Origin of the sequence: Pseudarthrobacter cellobiosi, assembly GCF_023913755.1 — a bacterium.
GTDB lineage: Bacteria > Actinomycetota > Actinomycetes > Actinomycetales > Micrococcaceae > Arthrobacter > Arthrobacter cellobiosi.
On the sequence record NZ_JAMXBJ010000026.1, the window covers coordinates 24,523 to 42,730 of the forward strand.

The 18,208-nt window shown below is 66.3% G+C and carries 16 protein-coding genes; 8 read left to right on the forward strand and 8 right to left on the reverse strand.

Going from position 1 to position 18,208, the window contains the following annotated elements:
- The first annotated feature begins 63 nt into the window (after positions 1-63).
- The 8 genes from NG696_RS02110 to pepD all read left to right on the forward strand — a co-directional run bounded on the left by NG696_RS02110 (position 64) and on the right by pepD (position 10,050).
- Positions 64-1,098: a sugar-binding transcriptional regulator gene (locus NG696_RS02110; protein ID WP_252573757.1), complete on the forward strand. Its 1,035-nt coding sequence runs from the start codon at positions 64-66 to the stop codon at positions 1,096-1,098.
- Between the two features lie 148 nt (positions 1,099-1,246).
- Positions 1,247-2,194 (forward strand): beta-keto acid cleavage family enzyme, encoded by a 948-nt coding sequence (locus NG696_RS02115; protein WP_252573759.1) that lies wholly within the window; start codon positions 1,247-1,249, stop codon positions 2,192-2,194.
- Positions 2,195-2,235: 41 nt separating this feature from the next.
- Complete coding sequence (locus tag NG696_RS02120; RefSeq protein WP_252573761.1) at positions 2,236-3,480, forward strand: epoxide hydrolase family protein; 1,245 nt, start codon at positions 2,236-2,238, stop codon at positions 3,478-3,480.
- A gap of 207 nt (positions 3,481-3,687) precedes the next feature.
- Positions 3,688-4,812 carry a sugar ABC transporter substrate-binding protein gene (locus tag NG696_RS02125; RefSeq protein WP_252573763.1) on the forward strand — a complete coding sequence of 375 codons (1,125 nt, stop codon included), beginning with the start codon at positions 3,688-3,690 and terminating at the stop codon, positions 4,810-4,812.
- A gap of 86 nt (positions 4,813-4,898) precedes the next feature.
- Positions 4,899-5,933: an ABC transporter permease gene (locus NG696_RS02130; RefSeq protein WP_252573765.1), complete on the forward strand. Its 1,035-nt coding sequence runs from the start codon at positions 4,899-4,901 to the stop codon at positions 5,931-5,933.
- Positions 5,930-7,480 carry a sugar ABC transporter ATP-binding protein gene (locus tag NG696_RS02135; RefSeq protein ID WP_252573767.1) on the forward strand — a complete coding sequence of 517 codons (1,551 nt, stop codon included), beginning with the start codon at positions 5,930-5,932 and terminating at the stop codon, positions 7,478-7,480. The genes NG696_RS02130 and NG696_RS02135 overlap by 4 nt, the downstream gene beginning before the upstream one ends.
- Before the next feature lie 5 nt (positions 7,481-7,485).
- The gene (locus tag NG696_RS02140) at positions 7,486-8,508 is read left to right on the forward strand and encodes an ABC transporter permease (protein WP_252573769.1); all 1,023 of its coding nucleotides are present in this window, start codon (positions 7,486-7,488) and stop codon (positions 8,506-8,508) included.
- Between the two features lie 78 nt (positions 8,509-8,586).
- The gene (pepD, locus tag NG696_RS02145) at positions 8,587-10,050 is read left to right on the forward strand and encodes a beta-Ala-His dipeptidase (protein ID WP_252573771.1); all 1,464 of its coding nucleotides are present in this window, start codon (positions 8,587-8,589) and stop codon (positions 10,048-10,050) included.
- Between the two features lie 333 nt (positions 10,051-10,383).
- On the opposite strand, the gene NG696_RS02150 is transcribed toward pepD, so the two are convergent.
- The 8 genes from NG696_RS02150 to NG696_RS02185 all read right to left on the reverse strand — a co-directional run bounded on the left by NG696_RS02150 (position 10,384) and on the right by NG696_RS02185 (position 18,184).
- Positions 10,384-11,052 (reverse strand): 2-oxo acid dehydrogenase subunit E2, encoded by a 669-nt coding sequence (locus tag NG696_RS02150; protein ID WP_252573773.1) that lies wholly within the window; start codon positions 11,050-11,052, stop codon positions 10,384-10,386.
- Positions 11,049-11,912 carry a class II fructose-bisphosphate aldolase gene (locus NG696_RS02155; RefSeq protein ID WP_252573775.1) on the reverse strand — a complete coding sequence of 288 codons (864 nt, stop codon included), beginning with the start codon at positions 11,910-11,912 and terminating at the stop codon, positions 11,049-11,051. Before NG696_RS02155 ends, NG696_RS02150 begins: the two co-directional genes overlap by 4 nt.
- Positions 11,913-11,940: 28 nt before the next feature.
- Positions 11,941-12,183 (reverse strand): lipoyl domain-containing protein, encoded by a 243-nt coding sequence (locus tag NG696_RS02160; RefSeq protein ID WP_252573777.1) that lies wholly within the window; start codon positions 12,181-12,183, stop codon positions 11,941-11,943.
- Between the two features lie 36 nt (positions 12,184-12,219).
- Complete coding sequence (locus tag NG696_RS02165; protein WP_252573779.1) at positions 12,220-13,266, reverse strand: alpha-ketoacid dehydrogenase subunit beta; 1,047 nt, start codon at positions 13,264-13,266, stop codon at positions 12,220-12,222.
- Positions 13,263-14,249 (reverse strand): thiamine pyrophosphate-dependent dehydrogenase E1 component subunit alpha, encoded by a 987-nt coding sequence (locus NG696_RS02170; RefSeq protein ID WP_252573781.1) that lies wholly within the window; start codon positions 14,247-14,249, stop codon positions 13,263-13,265. The genes NG696_RS02165 and NG696_RS02170 overlap by 4 nt, the downstream gene beginning before the upstream one ends.
- A gap of 113 nt (positions 14,250-14,362) precedes the next feature.
- Entirely contained in the window at positions 14,363-15,199 is an 837-nt protein-coding gene (locus NG696_RS02175; RefSeq protein WP_252573783.1) for an HAD-IIA family hydrolase, read from the reverse strand.
- Positions 15,196-16,707, reverse strand: a complete 1,512-nt coding sequence (locus NG696_RS02180; RefSeq protein WP_252573785.1) for a xylulokinase — start codon at positions 16,705-16,707, stop codon at positions 15,196-15,198. The genes NG696_RS02175 and NG696_RS02180 overlap by 4 nt, the downstream gene beginning before the upstream one ends.
- Positions 16,708-16,711: 4 nt before the next feature.
- Positions 16,712-18,184: an iron-containing alcohol dehydrogenase gene (locus NG696_RS02185; RefSeq protein WP_252573787.1), complete on the reverse strand. Its 1,473-nt coding sequence runs from the start codon at positions 18,182-18,184 to the stop codon at positions 16,712-16,714.
- Positions 18,185-18,208 lie beyond the last annotated feature (24 nt).

Below are 18,208 nucleotides of genomic sequence, written 5' to 3' on the forward strand. Positions count from 1 at the left end.
TTATGTCCCCCGAGTCACGTGTCAAGGGGGCCCTAAGATGGGCGAAGAAAAAGAAGGAGTCCAATGAACGACGTCGACGCGCAGCGACTGATGATCAAGGTAGCGCGCCTTTACCATACCCACGAGATGCGCCAGACCGACATCGCCAAGCGGCTGCAGATTTCACAGTCCCGCGTCTCGAGGCTGCTGGCCCAGGCCGAGGAGGCCTCAATTGTACGGACCGTAGTGGCGGTGCCGCCGCACGTCCACGCGGAGCTTGAAGAACGCGTGGAGGCACTGTACGGACTCAGTGAGGTCCACATCATCGACGCCGTCAGCGATAACGAGGAAGAGCTGGGCAAGGACCTGGCGCACACGATGGCCTCGCTCCTGCAGGACGTGGCCTTCGAGGTGCGCACGATCGCGTTGACCTCCTGGAGCAAGACGATGCGGATGATGATCGACACCATGCTGCCCATGCGCACCCGGTGCAAGCACGTCATCGAAACACTGGGCGACCTCGGCCCGCCCTCGCTCCAGCACGCCACGGCCCGGTCCACCCAGCAATTCGCCGCCCTCACCGGAGCCCAGCCCGTTTTCCTCCGGACGCCCGGCGTTGCAGCAAGCCCGGAGATGAAGGAACTCCTGCTGAGCGGCGATCCGCATGCGCGGGAGGCGCTGCAGATGCTCGACTCGGTGGACCTGGCACTGGTGGGTATCGGCGCCGACGAGATCGATCCGGAACTGCGACCGGGCGATAACTTTTTCACGGACGAGCAGTTCGCCCGCGTGCGTGAACTTGGGGCAGTAGGTGAAGTGTGCCTGCACTTCCTGGACGCTGACGGGAACCCAATCGACTCGGAGCTCGAGGACCTGGTGGTAGGCATCACCCGGGAGCAGCTGCTCAATGCCCGGCACCGGTGGGCCGTTGCCGGCGGCGCCCGCAAGCACCGGGCCGTCAGGGCAGCGGCAGCCGGCGGGTGGGTGGACACGCTGGTCACCGACGTCAGGACGGCCCAGTTCCTGGTCGATTCCGCCCCGTCCTCACCCCGGCCACAAGGGGACCCCGCCCCGGTAAGGCGTCCCAGCCGCCGTCGTACGCCCGCAGCGAAGGGCTGACCCGGGGTCAGCGTCAGGCACCTATTGACAATGGTGTGATGTACGTCCCATGATCGATGGCATATTCATTAGAAGTGCGCATAACGATTCACACCCCCGGCGGATGACTGCCAGTGGATCGGCGCCACTCCATCTGCCAGGAGGTACCGTGCCCACCGCCCTTGACAAATACGCCGACATGAAGACCACATGGGACTATCCGGTGGTGATCGAGTCCCACATCAACGGGATCCGAACGAAGGAGATGAACCCGAACACGCCCATCACCTACGAGGAGATCGCGGAGGACGCGATCAGGTGCTGGGAAGCGGGCGCAGGTGCAATCCACGCGCACAACACAAGCTTCGACCTCCTCGGGGAGAACGCCTACAAGGACTACATGCGCACGTGGGACCGGGTCCTCGAGAAGCACCCGGACATCACGTGGTACCCCACCACCTGCAACAACCTCCGGCTGCTGCCTCATGAAAACGGGCTCGAGCACGTGCCGCACCTGTACGAGGGCGGCAATGTGCGCATCGGCTGCGTCGATACCGGCCTGACGCTTTTCGCCGTCGAGGAGGACGCGGAAGGCTACCTCTCCGGACCGGAGTTCGGGTTCAACTACCAGCGCGTGGCAAGCCAGGTCAAAATGTTCCGCGAAAGGGACCTGGCCATGGTGTTCGGCATATACGAGCCAGGCCACCTGCGCCACGCCATGCACTACGTCAACCGGGGCCTCTCGACGCAGGGCTCCATGTGGGACTTTTACCTCATCGGCGACTACGGGCTCACTGCCATGGACCCGATCGGCACAAACGGCATGAAACCCAGCCTTGAAAGCCTCTACTACTACCTCTCCATGATCGAGGAAGCAAAGGTCAAGCACCCCTGGTACATCTCGATCTGGGGGCAGGGCGCCCTCGACGACACCGCCATCCTCCGCCGGGCCATCGAGCTCGGCGGCCACATCAAGACCGGCCTTGAGCTCTTCTATGATCCCGCCCGCAATCCCACCAACCTCGAACTCCTGCAGCAGGCCCAGGAGATCGCGCGGGAGGTAGGCCGGCCCATCGCAACCCATGAAGAAGCGCGGGCTCTGTACAACATCACCTGAGCACGTCAAAACCAACCATCTATTTTTCACGAGGAGGCGCAATGGCTGCGCACAACGAAGGCGAAATCACACCCTTCACCATCTCGATCCCCGACGAGGACCTGAAGGATATGAACGAGCGGCTCCGCCGCACGAGGTATCCGGTGGACTTCGCCAACGACGACTGGCGCTACGGGTACAACACCACGTACCACAAGCAGCTCATCGAGTACTGGATCGACGAGTACGACTGGCGGGACGTCGAGCGGCGCATGAACGAGCTGCCGCACTTCAAGACGGAGCTCATGGGGGTCCCGCTCCACTTCATCCACGTTAAGGGCAAGGGGCCGAACCCCATACCCCTGCTCATCCATCACGGCTGGCCCTGGACCTTCTGGGACCTGCGCAAGGTGATCGGCCCGCTGTCCGACCCGGCGAGCTACGGAGGAGATCCGGCAGACTCCTTCGACGTCGTCCTCATCTCCCTCCCGGGGTACGGCTTCTCCTCGCCGCTGACCGAGCCGGGCTGGAACTGGTGGCGGACGGCGGATCTGGAGAACGCCCTCATGAAGGACGTCCTCGGCTATGAGAAGTACGCGACTGCCGGAGGTGACTGGGGTGCCCTCATCGCGCAGCAGCACGGCCACAAGTACGAGCAGGACGTTTACGGCGTCTACACGCACTTCCCGGCCCAGATGAGCCACTACCTCGCCGAGCACCCCGACGCCCCTCCGGGCGTGAAGTACGACCCCTTCCTCGGGCTCCCCGACGAGAGCGAGTACAACGAGGCCGAAGAGAAGGGCTGGTTCGAACGCGGCAAGCTCTTCGTCCAGAAGGAGAGCGGCTACGGCGAGATCCAGCTGACAAAGCCCCAGACCCTGGCCGCACTCGTCGCGGACTCCCCCGCAGCACAGCTGGCCTGGATCACCGAGAAGCGGTACTTCTGGGGCCTCGAGGAACGGGGCACGGGGACCGAGGCCTTTGAACGGGTGTGGCCGAGGGAAGACCTCGTCACGACTGCTGCCGTGTACTTCCTCACCAACACCGGGGGCACGTCCTCGCGCTACTACTGGGAATGCCGGGGGAATCCTTGGAAGCCCTCGCACGACAGGTTCCCCGTCGTCGGCGCGCCCACTGCGGTGGGCATCTATCCCGGTGAAATCTACAAGCCGCCGCGGACCTGGACGGAAAAATACTTCAACCTCCAGCAGTACCGCGTGCATGACGAGGGCGGCCACTTCGCCCCGCTCGAGGTGCCGGACACGTATGTGGACGATGTGAGGACGTTCTTCCGCACCTTCCGCTGACCTCCGCCCTGACCCGGCTGTGGGGAGCCTGCCGAGCAGGCTCCCCACAGTCTTTTAAGCCTCATTCCGTTTTAAGCCTCATTCCGCGAGCCTCTTGACAGGCTGCTGTGAGATGAAGCACACTCTAAGAATGCTAATGCAGTGGCTGAATAAATATATTTCGGACACTGTACTTGCCTATGGTCGTCTCTCACAAAGGAGTCTTTGATGCACCCCAGGAAACCCTTCCGGCGCCGCGTAGCGGCGATCGGGCTCGTGGCCGGCCTCATGGCCACGACCGCCTGCTCGTCGACCACTCCCGGGTCCCAGCAGCCGATCGACAAGAAGGACATCGTCCTCGTCGCATCCGTAATCAACACCACAAACCCCTACATGGCCTCGATGATCGAGGGTGCGAAGGCGCTGTCCAAGAAGCTCGACGTGCCACTCGAGATCGTCGACTCCGAGGGAAGCTCGCAGACCGAGCTCTCGAAGATCCAGGCCATCCTGGCCCAGGGCAAGAAGGTCGCGCTCATGGTCAACACGGTCGCGAGCTCCGATGCCCCGCCCATCATCAACGCCGTAAAGGCCGCGGGCGGCTACGCGACGGTCTGGTGGAACAAGCCGGACAACTTCGAGCCGTGGGACCAGGGCGACAACTTCGTCGCCTTCCAGAAGCACTCCGGGGTCGAGAGCGGCCAGTGCACGGCCAAGGCGCTCGCCGACAGCATCGGCGGCAAGGGCAACATCGTGGCCCTCGCAGGCGTGCTCGACAGCACCACGAGCCAGACCCGCGTGGCCGGCCTGAAGGACGCGCTCAAGGCCTACCCGGACGTGAACCTGCTCGACACGCGCCCGGCCAACTGGGACCCGCAGCTCGGCCTCAAGGAGACCCAGAACCTCCTCGCCAAACACGGAGACAAGATCGACGGCATCTGGGCCGCCGACGACGGCATGATCATCGGCGCCGTCCAGGCGGTGAAGGATGCGGGCCGGATCAACGACGTCAAGTTCGCCTCGGACGGCCTCTACCCGCCGGTTATCGACATGATGAAGCAGAACATGGGCGGCGGCGCGATCGCCGGCGAGACATTCCACCGTGGATTCATGGCCGCCGCGATCGGCCTCTACACCTCGTACCTCGCCGCCACTGGCGAGATCAAACCCTCTGAGCTGCCCAAGGAGAAGCGCAACAGCCTGTTCAAGCTGAGCTGCGTCACCCCGGACAAGCTCTCCGAATTTACGAAGTTCGACGGCGACATCGACGGGTGGATGGACACGCTCATCGAGAAGGGCCCCTGGGACACCGAGCCCGTCCCGCTGGTCTCGGGCGGCCCGGAGAAACTGCCCTGACGGATCGCAACCGCAGGGCGGCTCCGGGCACCGCGCAGGCGGGCTCGGAGCCGCCCCATCCACAGTAACCACGACAGGTGAGAGTAATGATAGACAAGGACACCGGGACCGGCCTCCTCGAGGCGGCGCCCGCCCCATCACAGCCACCCCTCCGGACAGGCCGCCGGTTCCAGGTCAAGAACCTCGGCGAAGTGCTTGCCCTGCTCGGACTGATCGCCGTCTTCACGGCACTGAACCCCGCGACGTTCCTGACGCCGGACAACCTGCGGACCATCCTGGACCACGCGTCCCTTCCGCTGATCCTCGGCGTCGGCGCCACCCTGGTCATCCTGACCGGTTCAATTGACCTCTCCATCGAGGGCGTGATGGGCGCGGCAGGCATGACCTTCGTCCTCATGACGGCCAACAGCCGCGGGAGTGCTGACCTGGGCCCGTGGGCCGTCGTGGCGGCGCTCGCGGTCGGCGTGGGCCTGGGGCTGATGAGCGGCCTCGTCCACACGCGCCTCAAGGTGCCCTCCTTCATCGTCACGCTCGGCGTCTGGTTCGTGGGCCTCGGGATCGCCACCGTACTCTTCGGCGACCAGGCCATCCCCTTCCTGCCCGACGGCGGCATCAAGGCCTGGCCCTCGACCCTCACCTTCGGGCTGCCCAACTCCTTCCTCCTCGCCGCCCTGTTCGTCCTGGCTGGAATGTTCGTTGCGCGCTTCACAAGGCTCGGACGCTTCGCCTACGCGATCGGTGACAGCGAGGAAATCTCCAAGGGCAACGGCATCCCGGTGCTCCGGTACAAGCTCTACGTATTCGTCGTCGCCGGCGCCTGCAGTGCGGCCGCAGGCGTGCTGGCAAGCCTCAAGCTCGGCGCGGGGTCGGCCACCATCGGAGTCGGCACGCTCTTCGTGACGATTGCTGCCGTAGTGATCGGCGGCACCTCCCTGGGCGGCGGATTGGGCGGCATCCTCCGCACCGCTATCGGCGTACTCATGCTGACCGTCCTGAACAACGGGCTCATCCTTAGCGGGGTCAGCCCGAACATCCAGTCCGCGGTCTCCGGAACCGTCCTGATCGCGGCTGTCCTCGTGGCTACCTGGCCACACCGCAGCAGACTGAGGATCGTGAAATGAACAACGCTTCGCTCGCGCCGCGCACCGGCGTCGAAACCCCAGCACTGAAGCTGACCAACGTCTCGAAGTCCTTCGGCTTCACGCACGCCGTCAAAAACGTCTCCCTCGAGGTCCCGCGGCACGAAGTGGTCGGCCTCATCGGCGAGAACGGCGCCGGTAAGTCGACCCTGCTGAAGATCCTGACGGGTCTCTACCAGCCCGACTCGGGGGTCATCGAAACAGACGGCCGTCCCGTAAAGTTCCGGAAGCCGCAGGACGCGGTGGCGGCGGGCATCGGCGTCGTACACCAGGAGCAGTCCCTGCTGTCCAACCTCTCGGTCGCCGAGAACATCGCAATGAACGCTCTCTCCTCCAAGGACGCCGCCACCCGGTTTGGGTTCTACCGCTGGAAGCGCCTCAATGCCGAGGCAGCCTCGATCCTCGCCCGGGTCGGATCCACGATCGATCCGCGCACCAAGGTGAGCGACCTCTCGTTCGTCGACCGCCAGATGGTCGAAATCGCCCGCGCGCTCCGCGTCGACGAGGCCATCCACGCAGCTCCGCTCGTGATCCTCGACGAGCCGACCTCAGTGCTGGAGCGCAACGAGACGGAGATCCTTGAGCGCGAGATCCGCGCGCTCCGGGAAATCGGCTCGGTGCTTTTCGTCTCCCACCGGCTTGATGAAGTACTCCGGATCTGCGACCGCGTGATCGTCATGCGGCACGGCGAAGTCGTCGCCGACGTGCGGCGCGAGGAGGTCAACGAAGAAGAGCTCTTCCGGCTCATGATCGGCCAGGAGTCACGGGCGCGGATCCGCCGCGGGGGCAACGCGGCGGGTGCCACTCCCGCTGTGGAGGCCCGGGGCCTGGGGCGCAAGGGGCACTTCAAGGACGTCTCGTTCGCGGTCTCGTCCGGCCGTTCCCTCGCGATCGTGGGCGCTATGGGCTCCGGACGCGAATCCGTGTGCCGCGCCCTCTTCGGAGCCGAGCCTTTCACCTCCGGCACCGTTGAAGTCGCCGGGCGTCCCGTCCAGGCCTGGTCGATGCGCCGTGCCGTCCGGAAGGGCATCGCATACATCCCCTCCGAACGGAAAGTGGAGGGCATGGTCGGCGGACTGAGCGCTGCCGAGAACCTCACCCTTGTACACCCCCGTGAGGCGGCCAGGGGCCCGTTCCTCCGGCGCAAGGCACGGCTGAAGGCTGCCGAGGAATGGTTCGAGCGCCTCGACGTGCGCCCCCGGGACCCGCGCCTGCCCCTCGGGCGGTTCTCCGGCGGCAACCAGCAGAAGGTCGTCATGGCCAAATGGCTGCGGGCCAAGGAGCTCAACGTCCTGATCCTCGACCACCCCCTCCGCGGCCTCGACCCGGGAGCATCCCAGACGGTGAACGACCAGATCCGGGCGGCCCAGGAGAACGGCGCGGCCGTGATCCTGCTGCCGGACACACTCGAGGAGGCCCTCGAGATGGCAGACGAGATCCTCGTCATGCGCGACGGCGAAATCACAGCCCGCTTCGACCTCTCTGCCGATACCCCGACCTCCCTCGACCTGCTCGAAAAGATGGTGTGAATCCCATGTCAAAGAAGGCCCTCCTCGAGCCGTCGGCCACCTCGCCGGCTGCTGCCGCGGACTCGAAGACCCAGTCCGCTCGTCGGCCGCCACGGAACCTATGGTTCACCGCCGGCCCCTTCACGGTATTCCTTATCCTGTTCGCCCTCGTGGCCGTCCTGCGGCCGGCATTCCTGACCGGTGGCGGCCTCGCGATCCTCGCCGTGCAGGCCTCGACGATCCTCCTGGTCGCCCTGGGCCAGGCCATGGTGCTCCATGTGGGTTCGATCGACCTGTCCAACGCGGCGATCGTGATCTTCGCGGCCATCATCCTCGCCCAGAACCTGGGGCCGCTCGGCCCCGCGGCGCCCATCGTGGCCATCGGAATCGTAACTCTCATCGGCGCGGCCAACGGCTTCCTGGTCGCGTTCGGCCAGATCCCGTCCTTCGCGCTCACGCTCGGCACGCTCGGCATCATGCAGGCGGCGTCGCTGCTGGTCAGCGACGCGACCACCGTGTATGCCACGGCCAACACCCAGCTCCTTGCTCCCCTGTTCGGTACCGCGATTGGCGGACTGCCGCTGGCCTTCTGGGTCGGCGTGGTCCTGGCGGTAGGCCTGTGGGCCTTCCTCAGGTTCACCAGCGCCGGCGAGGGCATGACCGCGGTGGGACTCAACGAGACCGGCGCGCTGTTCTCAGGCCTGCAGACGCGATGGCTCAAGGTCGTTGCATTCGCCCTCTCCGGCCTGCTCGCCGGTTTCGCCGGAATGCTCGTCATCGCGCAGGCCGGGGCGGCTTCGTCCTTCGGCCTGGGAAGCGACCTGCTGCTGCCGGGCATCGCCGCTGCCATCGTTGGCGGGACGGCAATTACCGGGGGTGCCACCAACCCGGCCAACATCATCTTCGGCGCCCTTACGGTCGCGCTCATCCCGATCGGCGCGGCTGCCGTGGGAATCCCGCCGCAGGCGCAAAGCCTGGTCTACGGTCTGGTCATCATTGCCGCCGTGGCGCTCACCATGGGGCGGGGCCACACTGAAGTGGTCAAGTAGCCGGCAAACCGCCGAACACCTCACGCCCACCGGTCCTCCGCACCGCTGCGAGGACTCCCTTCCCTTTGAAAGGCACCCATGTCAACGCTCAAATCACTCCAGCCGCAAGAGGTGTTCTCCTTCTTCGAGACCCTTGCCGGCATCCCCCGCGGCTCCGGCAACGAGAAGGAAGTCGCCGACTGGGTGGTCAGCTTCGCCCGGGACCGCGGGCTGGAGGCCATCCAAGACGACCGGCACTGCGTCCTGGTCCGCAAGCCGGGCCAGCTCGGCCTCGAGGACGCACCGCCCCTCATCCTCCACGGCCACCTCGACATGGTGTGTGAGAAGGAGGACGGAGTGGTCCACGACTTCGAACGCGACCCGATCGAGCTCCTCGTCGAGGGCGACTTCGTCACGGCGAACGGAACCTCCCTGGGCGCAGACAACGGCATCGGCGTCTCCTACATCCTCGCCCTCCTGGACTCGACGGACATCCCGCATCCTCCCCTTGAAGCGGTCCTGACCGCGATGGAGGAGAAGGGCAAGGTGGGGGCCGCCGGGTTCGACACTTCAAAGCTGTCGGGCAAGCGCATGATCGACTTCAACTGGATCACCGACACCGAGATCCTCGCCGGCTGCAGCGGCGACGTGACCTTCACCGTGGACATCCCCGCCGAGTGGGAGTCGGCTCCCCTAACTCATTCTGAAGCGCTGCTGCTCAAGGTCCGCGGCCTGTCCGGCGGGCATTGCGAGTTCGACATCCACCTTGAGCGCGCCAACGCTGTGCTGGTCCTCGCACGGGCACTCAACGCCGTACTTTCGCGGTATGACGTGAAGATCTCGGACCCCCATGGCGGTGCCCAGAACAACGCCATCCCCGCCGACGCCCAGAGCGTGCTGCTCCTGCGGCCCGAAGACGCGGACGGTGTGCGCGGGGTCATCTCGGAACTCGAGGGTGCACTGCAGAACGAGTACCGCCAGGCTGACCCCGGCCTACGCCTCGAACTGGCGCCGGCCGAGGCCCCGGACCGGGTCTTCTCCGCGGCGGCCGCGGCGCGCTTCGCCCGTCTGACGGCACTCGTCCCGAACGGCGTCCTTAGTTGGAGCCTCACCGTTCAGGGGATCGTCGAGAGCTCGAACAACCTGGGCACCGTGCGCACCACGCCCGACGGCGCCCGGCTCATGTCCACGATCACCGCCGCTGTGACCTCCCGTAAGCACGAGATCCTCGACCGTGTACGCGCGCTTGCCGCACTCGCAGGAGGAGGCGCCAGGGTCGAGGAGTACGGGCTCGATGCGCCCGAGTTCCCGTACCGGCCGGACTCGCCGCTACTGGACACGGCACGTAAGGCGTTCCGCGACGTGATGGGTTACGACGCCGATGTCCACGTCTCCCAGTGCAGCCTTGAACTGGGCATGTTTAGCCAGAAGATCCCCGGGCTGGACATCATCTCCATCGGCACCGAACTGCATGATCTCCACTCCCCCAAGGAAACCGTCAACCACACGTCGGTGACCCGTGTCTGGCCCCTGGTGAAGGAAGTCGTCTCCCGCCTGAAGTGAGCGGGCACACGCTCCCTGAAGCCAAGGAACCCCCCGGCCGTGAAGGCCGGGGGGTTCCTGTGCGTGCAGGGCTCTGGCATGTCCGTCCGGGGCCGGCCCGTCCCCGGAGGCGGCACCCCCGTCCCGGCGCCGCGGGACCCCGCCCCCGGGGTCGGCACCAACGCAGCCCCCGCCCGGCTTCGTCCTCTGTTCGTCGCGTCAGCCTGCTGGGCCATCCGGTGATTTCTTCAGTACCAACGGGACGCGGCATGGCACTGCCGCGGACACAGAAATAAGGAGGCCCGGACAACCTTGCGGTTGTCCGGGCCTCCTTTGGCTGCGGGCGCTCCCCCGTCAGCTTGATTCGAGGTTGTCCCTTACTGCGGCCAGGAACCGGGCGCCGGTGGCGCCGTCAATGGCCCGGTGGTCGCATGTGAGGGTAAGTCTCGCGCGGGGCCTCCAGGTGCCGTTCCCGTCGTCGGTCGGCACGAACTGCTGGCGTGTTGCTCCGACCGCGAGGATGGCCACCTGCGGGACGTTGAGGATCGCATCGAAGGCGTCGATGCCCATCATGCCGAGGTTGGAGACGGTGAAGGTACCGTCCGTCACGTCCTCCATGGTGAGCTTGCCCTCGCGGGCGCGCTGGACGACGTCCCTGCGCGCAGCCGCGATACCCGCCAGACCCAGGGACGTCACGTCCTTGATGACAGGAACCACCAGCCCGGCCGGCGTATCGACGGCCATGCCGACGTTGACACGGTCGAACCGGGTGACCGTTTCCTCTGCGTAGTGAGCATTGAGGGCCGGGTGGTCCCGCAGCGCGGCCGCACAGGCGGCCAGGATCGCATCCGTGACGGTGGCGCTAGGGCTGCGCTCCTTCACGCGGAGCGCAGCCCCCATGTCCGCCTCGACGGCGAGATGGAAAGCCGGCGCCTCCCACGCGGCGACCATGCGCCGCGCAGCAGTGCGCCGGATTCCCTTGAGCGGGACGACAGTCCTGCCCTCCTCCTCGACAGCGGTCACCGCTGCACCTGCGCCAGGCCCCGTGTCTTGCCCGCGCACCCGTAGAGCTCCATCTTCTCGATGGTTGCGTTGATCATCCGCTCCCGGCCTTCCGCCATCGCATCCTCGAGCTGGCGGTCGCCGTTTGACCACACGGCCTCGATGCCTGAACGGAACGCGAGCCGCAGGTCCGTGTCGGCGTTGAACTTGTGCACCCCGGCGGCCATTGCAGCGCGGATCTCGTCATCCGGGACGCCGGACGCGCCATGGAGGACCAGCGGAATGCCCACGGCGGACTCGATCTCCTTGACCCTCTGGATGTCCAGAGGCTGCGCTGTCGCCAGCGGAACACCGTGCACGATTCCCACGGAAATAGCGAGGAAGTCAACTCCCGTTTCCGCAACGAAACGCTCCGCTTCGGCAACATTGGTGTAGTAGGACTGCCAGTCGACCTGCTGGTCGGCGTCGGGGATCTTCCCCAGCTCGGCCTCCACGGGGATGCCGAAGGAGTGCGCCACCTCCACGACCTTCCGCGTGGTGCGGATGTTCTCCTCGAACGGAAGGTGCGCGCCGTCGTACATGATGGAGGTGAACCCGAGCTTAATGGCCTCGAACACTTCCTCCCACGGTCCGTGGTCCAAATGGATCACATACTCGGCCTCGGACTCCTCGGCGATGCGGCGCGTCATCTCATAGGCCTTCTTGAGCCCCATGTGGGGCACGATCGCCCGGCCCACCTGGAGGAAAACCGGAGACTTGGCACGCTCTGCGGCCCTGACCAGCGCCTCCGTGGTCTCCTCGTTGTGCATGTTGAATGCTCCGACGGCGTATCTGCCGTCGGCTGCGTCTTTGACGATCTGACGTGGATCGACCTGTGGCATATCTGTTCCCCTTCCTAGCTCTGGCCCGTCAGGCCGTCTCGATGTAAGCGAGGATCGATCGGACATCCACGGTCTCGCCTTCGGGGACGACAATCTCGGCGAGGACGCCGGATGCGGGGGATTCCAGGGTCTCCTCAACCTTCTCGGCCTCGACCTCGGCCAGCGGCTCGTCCTCGGTGACGGTGTCGCCGACGTTCTTGAGCCATGTGGCGATGGTGCCTTCGCTCATGCCCATTCCCCACTGGGGCAGCAGGACCTCAACTCTTGCCATTTTCTTTCTCCTTGCTTTGGTGTTCTGTACGGGGTGTCACATGCGCGGTGCGGGCGATGTGAGTTCGGTGTTCAGGGTGTTCGCCATCAAGCCCGTGATCCGGCGGATCGCGTCCTCGATCTTTGTCCGGTTCGGATAGAGCTGCTTCTCGAGGGCGGGGCTGAACGGGATCTGGGTATCCGGGGTGGTGACGCGGACGATCGGGGCCCTGAGGGACTCGAACGCCTCCTCGGCGACGATGGCCGAAATCTCGGCCGCGGCCGAGCAGGTGCGGTGGGCCGGATCAGCGATGACCAGCCGCCCGGTGCGCTGTACCGAGCGGATCACGGCCTCGGTGTCGAACGGGACGAGGGTGCGCGGGTCGATGACCTCTACCGAGACGCCCTCCAAGGCGAGCGACTCCGCGGCCGCGAGGGCCTCCGGAACGGCGCTGGCGATCGCGACGACGGTTACGTCGTCGCCGGTCCTGGCGACATTGGCCTGGCCGAACGGGATACGATACTCCTCCTCCGGGACCTCACCCTTGCTGCCCCAGAGCGTGCACGCCTCGAAGGTCAGGACCGGGTCGTCGGTGTCCACCGCGGTCCTGAGCAGACCCTTGGCGTCGTACGGGGTGGACGGGACAATGATCTTCAACCCCGGGACGTTCATGAACATCGGGTACGGGCGGTCGGAGTGGTGAGCGCCGGTGTTGAGCCCGTAGAACATGGCCGAGCGGAACACGACCGGGATGGACGCCTGCCCGCCGAACATATACCGGTTCTTGGCGGCCTGGTTCACGAACTGGTCCATTGCCATGTACAGGAAGCTCGAATACGAGAGGTCGACGATGGGCCGCAGGCCGGTCATCGCGGCACCGATCGCGGCTCCGACGATGACTTCCTCGGAGATGGGGGTGTTGCGGATACGGTTGGCCCCATACATCTCCAGGAAGTCGCCCTTGTCCTTGCGCGACTTGCCGGCACCGGTGGTGCCGTATACGTTGGCCTCGACGTCCTCGCCGATGATGACCACCCGCTCGTCGGCGTCCATCGCCTCACGCTGGGCGGCGCCGATGGCGCCAAGGTAGCTCATGACAGTCATGCGATCGCTCCGATCGGCTCGGTGTACAGGTCTTTGAAGGCGACACTGGGGTCAGGGTAGGGGCTCGCGTCGGTGAAGCGCACGGCCTCATCGACCTCGGCCAGGACTTCGGCTTCAAGCGCATCGAGCTCTCCGGCCGTGGCGATCCCCTCGCGTTCGAGATGCTGGCGGAACAGGACGATTGGGTCGCGCTCGACCCAGGCGGCCTTCTCCGCTGCGTCACGGTAGTCCGTGCCCAGGCGAAGCCCCTCAGAGTGCTCGTTGAACCGATACGTGATCACCTCAACGAGCGAGGGGCCCTCGCCCCGGCGGGCTCGCTCCACCGCAGCCGTGACTGCTTCGAAGACCGCCAGCACATCCTGGCCGTCCTCGACCCGCACGCCCGGCATCCCGAAGCCGGCGGCCCGGTCCGCGATTACGCCCGAGGTCACTGTGTGCGCCGGGGTCGAGAGCGCGTACTGGTTGTTCTCGCACAGGAAAACCACCGGCAGGTTCCACACCCCGGAGAGGTTCATTGCCTCGTACAAGCACCCTTGGTTCGCCGCGCCGTCGCCGAAAAACGCCAGGGACACTTTGCCATTGCCGAGAACCTTGCTCGAAAGCGCGGCCCCGGTGGCGATGGGGATCGAGGAGCCCACGATGCCGGACTCGCCGAGGCTGCCCACCGCGAAGTCGGCCAGGTGCAGAGACCCTCCCTTGCCACCGCACACCCCCGTGGCCTTGCCCACGAGCTCAGCCATGAGCGGACCCAGCGGCGAGCCTTTCCCGATCGGGTGGCCGTGGCTGCGGTGATTGCCCGACATGTAGTCGAGGTCCCCGAGCGCCATACAGGCCCCGACAACCTGGGCCTCCTGCCCGATGCTGGTGTGCACGGTGCCCGGGATTTGGCCCCGCTTGACCATCCGGGATGCCCGCTCGTCAAAACGGCGGATCCGCAGCATGCGCCGCTGCATCTCCAGCAAATTCTGCGATGAAAGATCCATCACGGCTCCTTTCTGAGTAAATATTCATTGTGTGAATTCTAATTCTATTCGCGGGTAGCCGAACTTGGCAATAGCTTCGGCCGATCGCGCGGTACAGCCTTGACTGCGCCCGTTCAAGACGCCCGGAACGGCTCCAGGAGTGCATCGATGCGCGGCAGCACCATAGTCGGCTGCCGCTCAGGGGGCAGCAGCCCCGCCATCTCCATAGTGGCCTCGCCCGTGAGGACGAGGGCAGAATCCATGCAGGCGTCCACCGCCATGGCGATGTCTGTCTGCAGCCGGTCCCCCACCATGACGCAGTCCGATCCGGAGAGCCCCAGGACGTCCAGCGCCGTTTGCAGCATGACTCCGGCCGGCTTTCCCACGTTGGCCTCGCACCGCACTCCGGTGCACGCCTCGATCGCGGCGATCACTGCCGCGGCGTCAGGCTCCCCGCGGCCCATCGGCATGGGACAGTAGGCATCGGGGTTTGTGGCCACCAGGCGCGCCCGCCGGTGCTGCCAGAGTGCGTCAAAGGCGATCTGGAGCTTGCGGTAGTCGAAGCCGCGGTCATAGCTCGCGACCACGACGTCAATGTCCCGGGGATCCTCGGTCAGCCGGAAACCGGCCGAGCGGATGGCCTGTTGGAGCGGCTCTTCACCGATGACGAAGACTCCCGCCCCCGGAGCTTCCTTGCGCAGCCACGCGACGATGGTGACCAGCGGGTTCACGATCCGGTTGACGGGGGTCGGCAGGCCCAGCCGGGTCAGCTTGTCCGCGTACATCTGCGGATTCTTGGTGGGGTTATTGGAGAGGAACAGTGTCTCGCGTCCCGCCTCCCGGAGCCCGTGCACCAGCTCCGCAGCCCCCGGGAGCAACTCATCGCCCAGATAGATCGTGCCGTCGAGGTCGAAGAGATAGCCGGCATAAGCTCTCACCGGCCTGGACGTCAGGGTCGTTGAAGCATTCATCGCGTTGCCTCCGCGAGCTTGGCGAAAACAGCCCGGTTGGCCGGATAAATATCGCGGTAGACGTCGTATAGCCGCTCGTACGCTGCGGCCGCGGCGGGTCGGGGCTCGTAGGACAGCCCTGTTCCGCTCATGGCCTTGGCGGCGGAGGCCACGGAATCGTGGATGCCCACAGCGGCCGCGGCCAGCATCCCCGCACCAAGGCAGGTGCTCTCCGGATCGCGCACCACGGAGACGCTGCGCTGCATGACGTCGGCGATAATCTGGCACCAGACCGGGCTGCGGGAGCCGCCGCCCAGGGCGACCACTTCGGCCACGGGCTCTGCCAGGGCCTTCTCCGCCCCGGTGGTCAGGAGCCGCTGTTCGAAAGCGAGGCCCTCAAGGAGGGCCCGATACACGTGCGCCTTGCCATGAACGCCGGTGAGGCCGAGCAGGGCACCGCGCGCATTGTGGTCCCAGTAGGGCGTAAGCGCCCCGGTCCAATACGGCAGGGCCAGCAGGCCCTCTGAACCGGGGGGAAGAGCAGCCGCAGCGGTCTCAAGGACCTGCTCGGGGCTCAGCCCCAGGCCGAGGCCCTGGGCGTCGATTCCAGAGAATTTCTCGATGAACCAGACCAGGTTGATGGTGCCGCCGCCGATGAAGGTCTCCAAGGTATAGGCCCCGGGAACGGCGGCCGACAGCGTCCTGTACTCCCGTGCATAGGAATATTGCTCCGCGAACGTCCCCGACACGATTCCGCTGCCAAGGTTAAGGTAGGCCCGGCCGCCCGAGGTTGCCCCGGCACCCAGCTGCGCGCATTGCCCGTCCCCCGCGCCAGCCACGACGGCGACTCCCGACGGAAGGCCCAGGCGCGCGGCGGCGTCGTCCGTGAGATTGCCCAGGACGCTGCCGGGTGGCCGGAGTTCGCTGAGCTGCCCGCGGTCAAGGCCCACCGCGGCGACCAGACCGTCGTCGTACTCGAAGGTGGACATGTCCACCAGCCCGAGCGGATCCGCCGAGGCCCAGGAAGTGAGCCAGGCACCGGTGAGGCGGTGGACCAGGAACCCGTGAACGTCCACCACCTTGCCGATGCGTGAGACCGTGTCCGGTTCATGGGCCTGGAGCCAGTGGAGCTTGTACCAGGCCGGGGTCGGGTTGGCGGGCTTGCCGGTGAGGCGGTGGACGTCTTCCGTGCCGAAGGTGGATACCTCCCCGGTGGCACGGGTGTCGAGCCACAGCATGGCCGGCCGGAGCGGGATGCCCTCGTCGTCGAGGCAAACGAAGCTCTCCCGCTGATGGGTAATACAGATGGCGCCGATCCGGGAGGTGTCCACGGTCTGGGCTGCCCGCCGGATCGCTTCAGCGGAGGCGGTCCACCAGTCCTCGGCGTTCTGTTCCCCCCACCCCGGACGGGGCTGGCTGAGGCCGAAGGCGCAGCGCGCCTGCGAGAGTGCCTCGCCGCGGGCGTTCCAGACGACGGCCTTGGCGGCCGTGGTGGAGCAGTCGACGCCGATCACATAGTCGCGCAGCATGGGTTCACTTCCTTTCCGCGCCCGCAGCTGCCGCCGCCTGGGCCGCGCGCTCCAGCACCTCGGCCACGTCCGCGGCCTCCCACCAGCCGAGGAGCGTGAGCAGGTCCACGACGGTGAAACGGTTGCGCATGAGGGCGCAGTTCTCGACCGCCCACCGCCCCAGTTCGGCATCCACCGAAGGCTCAAGCTCGGCCAGAGTGACAGCGGCGCCGGCGCCCGCGAGCGCCGACGCGATCGACTCCGCGGGCCGGACGAGGTCCCTAAGTTCCCCGCGGACGCCTGTCCAGCCCTCCAGCAACGCACCGACCCGGGCCAGCTCGCGCCCCACGGTATCGAGCTTCGTGGAATAGTCACGCCAGCATTCCTCGGCCACGCGCAGGCTCGGATCGACCCGTTCGAAGGCGGCAAGGACTCTTTTCCTGGCCGGTCCGTGGTCAAGGGCTGCCAAGCGCGGCCGGGTGCCGGGTGCTGCTGCCAGCCGCTCAAACAGCATGTCCCAGGCGCTGGCGGCAATCACGGAACCAGCTCCCACCTGAGCACCGTGGAAGCCGATGGGTTCGTCATGGGCGCCGTGGTACTGGTCCAGCATGTGGCTGATCAGGTGCTCGACGCCGGACAGGACGGCCGTCGTCCCGGCGACACCGGTGACGATCCCGCGCAGTGCAAGGGCGCGTGCCAGGGCCCCCACCGATTCTGGCTGGGCCTCCCGTACCCCTGCGCTCCAGCTCTCCAGGTCCTTGCCGACCATGCCGAGCAGGCGCACGGCGCTGGGCTTGTACGTCGGGTCGGTGCCGACCAGCGAAGCCAGCCGCCAGTCCGCCGGAGCAACCAGCATGGACGTCATCTCGCCGAAGCCGGCACGGTTCATGGCTTCCGGCGCCTCGGCGATAACGTCCGTGTCGGAGATGACTGCGTCCGGCCAGCAGGAGGGTATGGTGCGTTTCACCCCGTCCCGCAGAACCACGGAAACGTCGTCGGTGTACCCGTCGACGGAGGCGGCTGTCTGAACCGAAACCAGGACCAGGGTTCTGCCTGCGGCACCTGCGCGCTGGACTGCGACCTTTGCGATGTCGCTGATGGTGCCGCCGCCGACAGCTACGACGGCATCGGCGCCAAGGACGACTCCAGCGGCCGCATCGAGGACGCTGTCGACGACGTGGAGTTCAGCGTGCCCGTCGTCGAGCACTGTGCGGACCACAGTGAACCTGGCGGCGAGCTGGGCCTGAATGAGGTCTTTGACGTCCTCCCCGGAACGCGCGATCCGGGTACGGTCCACCAGAAGCGAGACCCGCGGCGGCGTGGCCGCGCTGCCAGTCTGCGCGGCCGGCAGGAGCCGGGTGACGGCGTCGGCCACTGCCCCAACGGCGCCGGGGCCGATGATGAGCTGCCGGAGCCCGCAGGGAGCGAGCGTTTGGTCGGGATCGGCCTCGGCGAGCAGCTCCTCGATGGGCTCTACGACGTAGGTGTCGGTGGTCATGGTGTCCTCTCGGAACGGGGGTGC

What these genes read in the sequence shown, in the direction of transcription:
- NG696_RS02110 (WP_252573757.1), top strand. Translation starts at nt 64, where the DNA reads ATGAACGACGTCGACGCGCAGCGACTGATGATCAAGGTAGCGCGCCTT.
- NG696_RS02120 (WP_252573761.1), top strand. Translation starts at nt 2,236, where the DNA reads ATGGCTGCGCACAACGAAGGCGAAATCACACCCTTCACCATCTCGATC.
- NG696_RS02125 (WP_252573763.1), top strand. Translation starts at nt 3,688, where the DNA reads ATGCACCCCAGGAAACCCTTCCGGCGCCGCGTAGCGGCGATCGGGCTC.
- NG696_RS02130 (WP_252573765.1), top strand. Translation starts at nt 4,899, where the DNA reads ATGATAGACAAGGACACCGGGACCGGCCTCCTCGAGGCGGCGCCCGCC.
- NG696_RS02135 (WP_252573767.1), top strand. Translation starts at nt 5,930, where the DNA reads ATGAACAACGCTTCGCTCGCGCCGCGCACCGGCGTCGAAACCCCAGCA.
- NG696_RS02140 (WP_252573769.1), top strand. Translation starts at nt 7,486, where the DNA reads ATGTCAAAGAAGGCCCTCCTCGAGCCGTCGGCCACCTCGCCGGCTGCT.
- pepD (WP_252573771.1), top strand. Translation starts at nt 8,587, where the DNA reads ATGTCAACGCTCAAATCACTCCAGCCGCAAGAGGTGTTCTCCTTCTTC.
- NG696_RS02155 (WP_252573775.1), bottom strand. Translation starts at nt 11,912, where the DNA reads ATGCCACAGGTCGATCCACGTCAGATCGTCAAAGACGCAGCCGACGGC.
- NG696_RS02160 (WP_252573777.1), bottom strand. Translation starts at nt 12,183, where the DNA reads ATGGCAAGAGTTGAGGTCCTGCTGCCCCAGTGGGGAATGGGCATGAGC.
- NG696_RS02165 (WP_252573779.1), bottom strand. Translation starts at nt 13,266, where the DNA reads ATGACTGTCATGAGCTACCTTGGCGCCATCGGCGCCGCCCAGCGTGAG.
- NG696_RS02170 (WP_252573781.1), bottom strand. Translation starts at nt 14,249, where the DNA reads ATGGATCTTTCATCGCAGAATTTGCTGGAGATGCAGCGGCGCATGCTG.
- NG696_RS02175 (WP_252573783.1), bottom strand. Translation starts at nt 15,199, where the DNA reads ATGAATGCTTCAACGACCCTGACGTCCAGGCCGGTGAGAGCTTATGCC.
- NG696_RS02180 (WP_252573785.1), bottom strand. Translation starts at nt 16,707, where the DNA reads ATGCTGCGCGACTATGTGATCGGCGTCGACTGCTCCACCACGGCCGCC.
- NG696_RS02185 (WP_252573787.1), bottom strand. Translation starts at nt 18,184, where the DNA reads ATGACCACCGACACCTACGTCGTAGAGCCCATCGAGGAGCTGCTCGCC.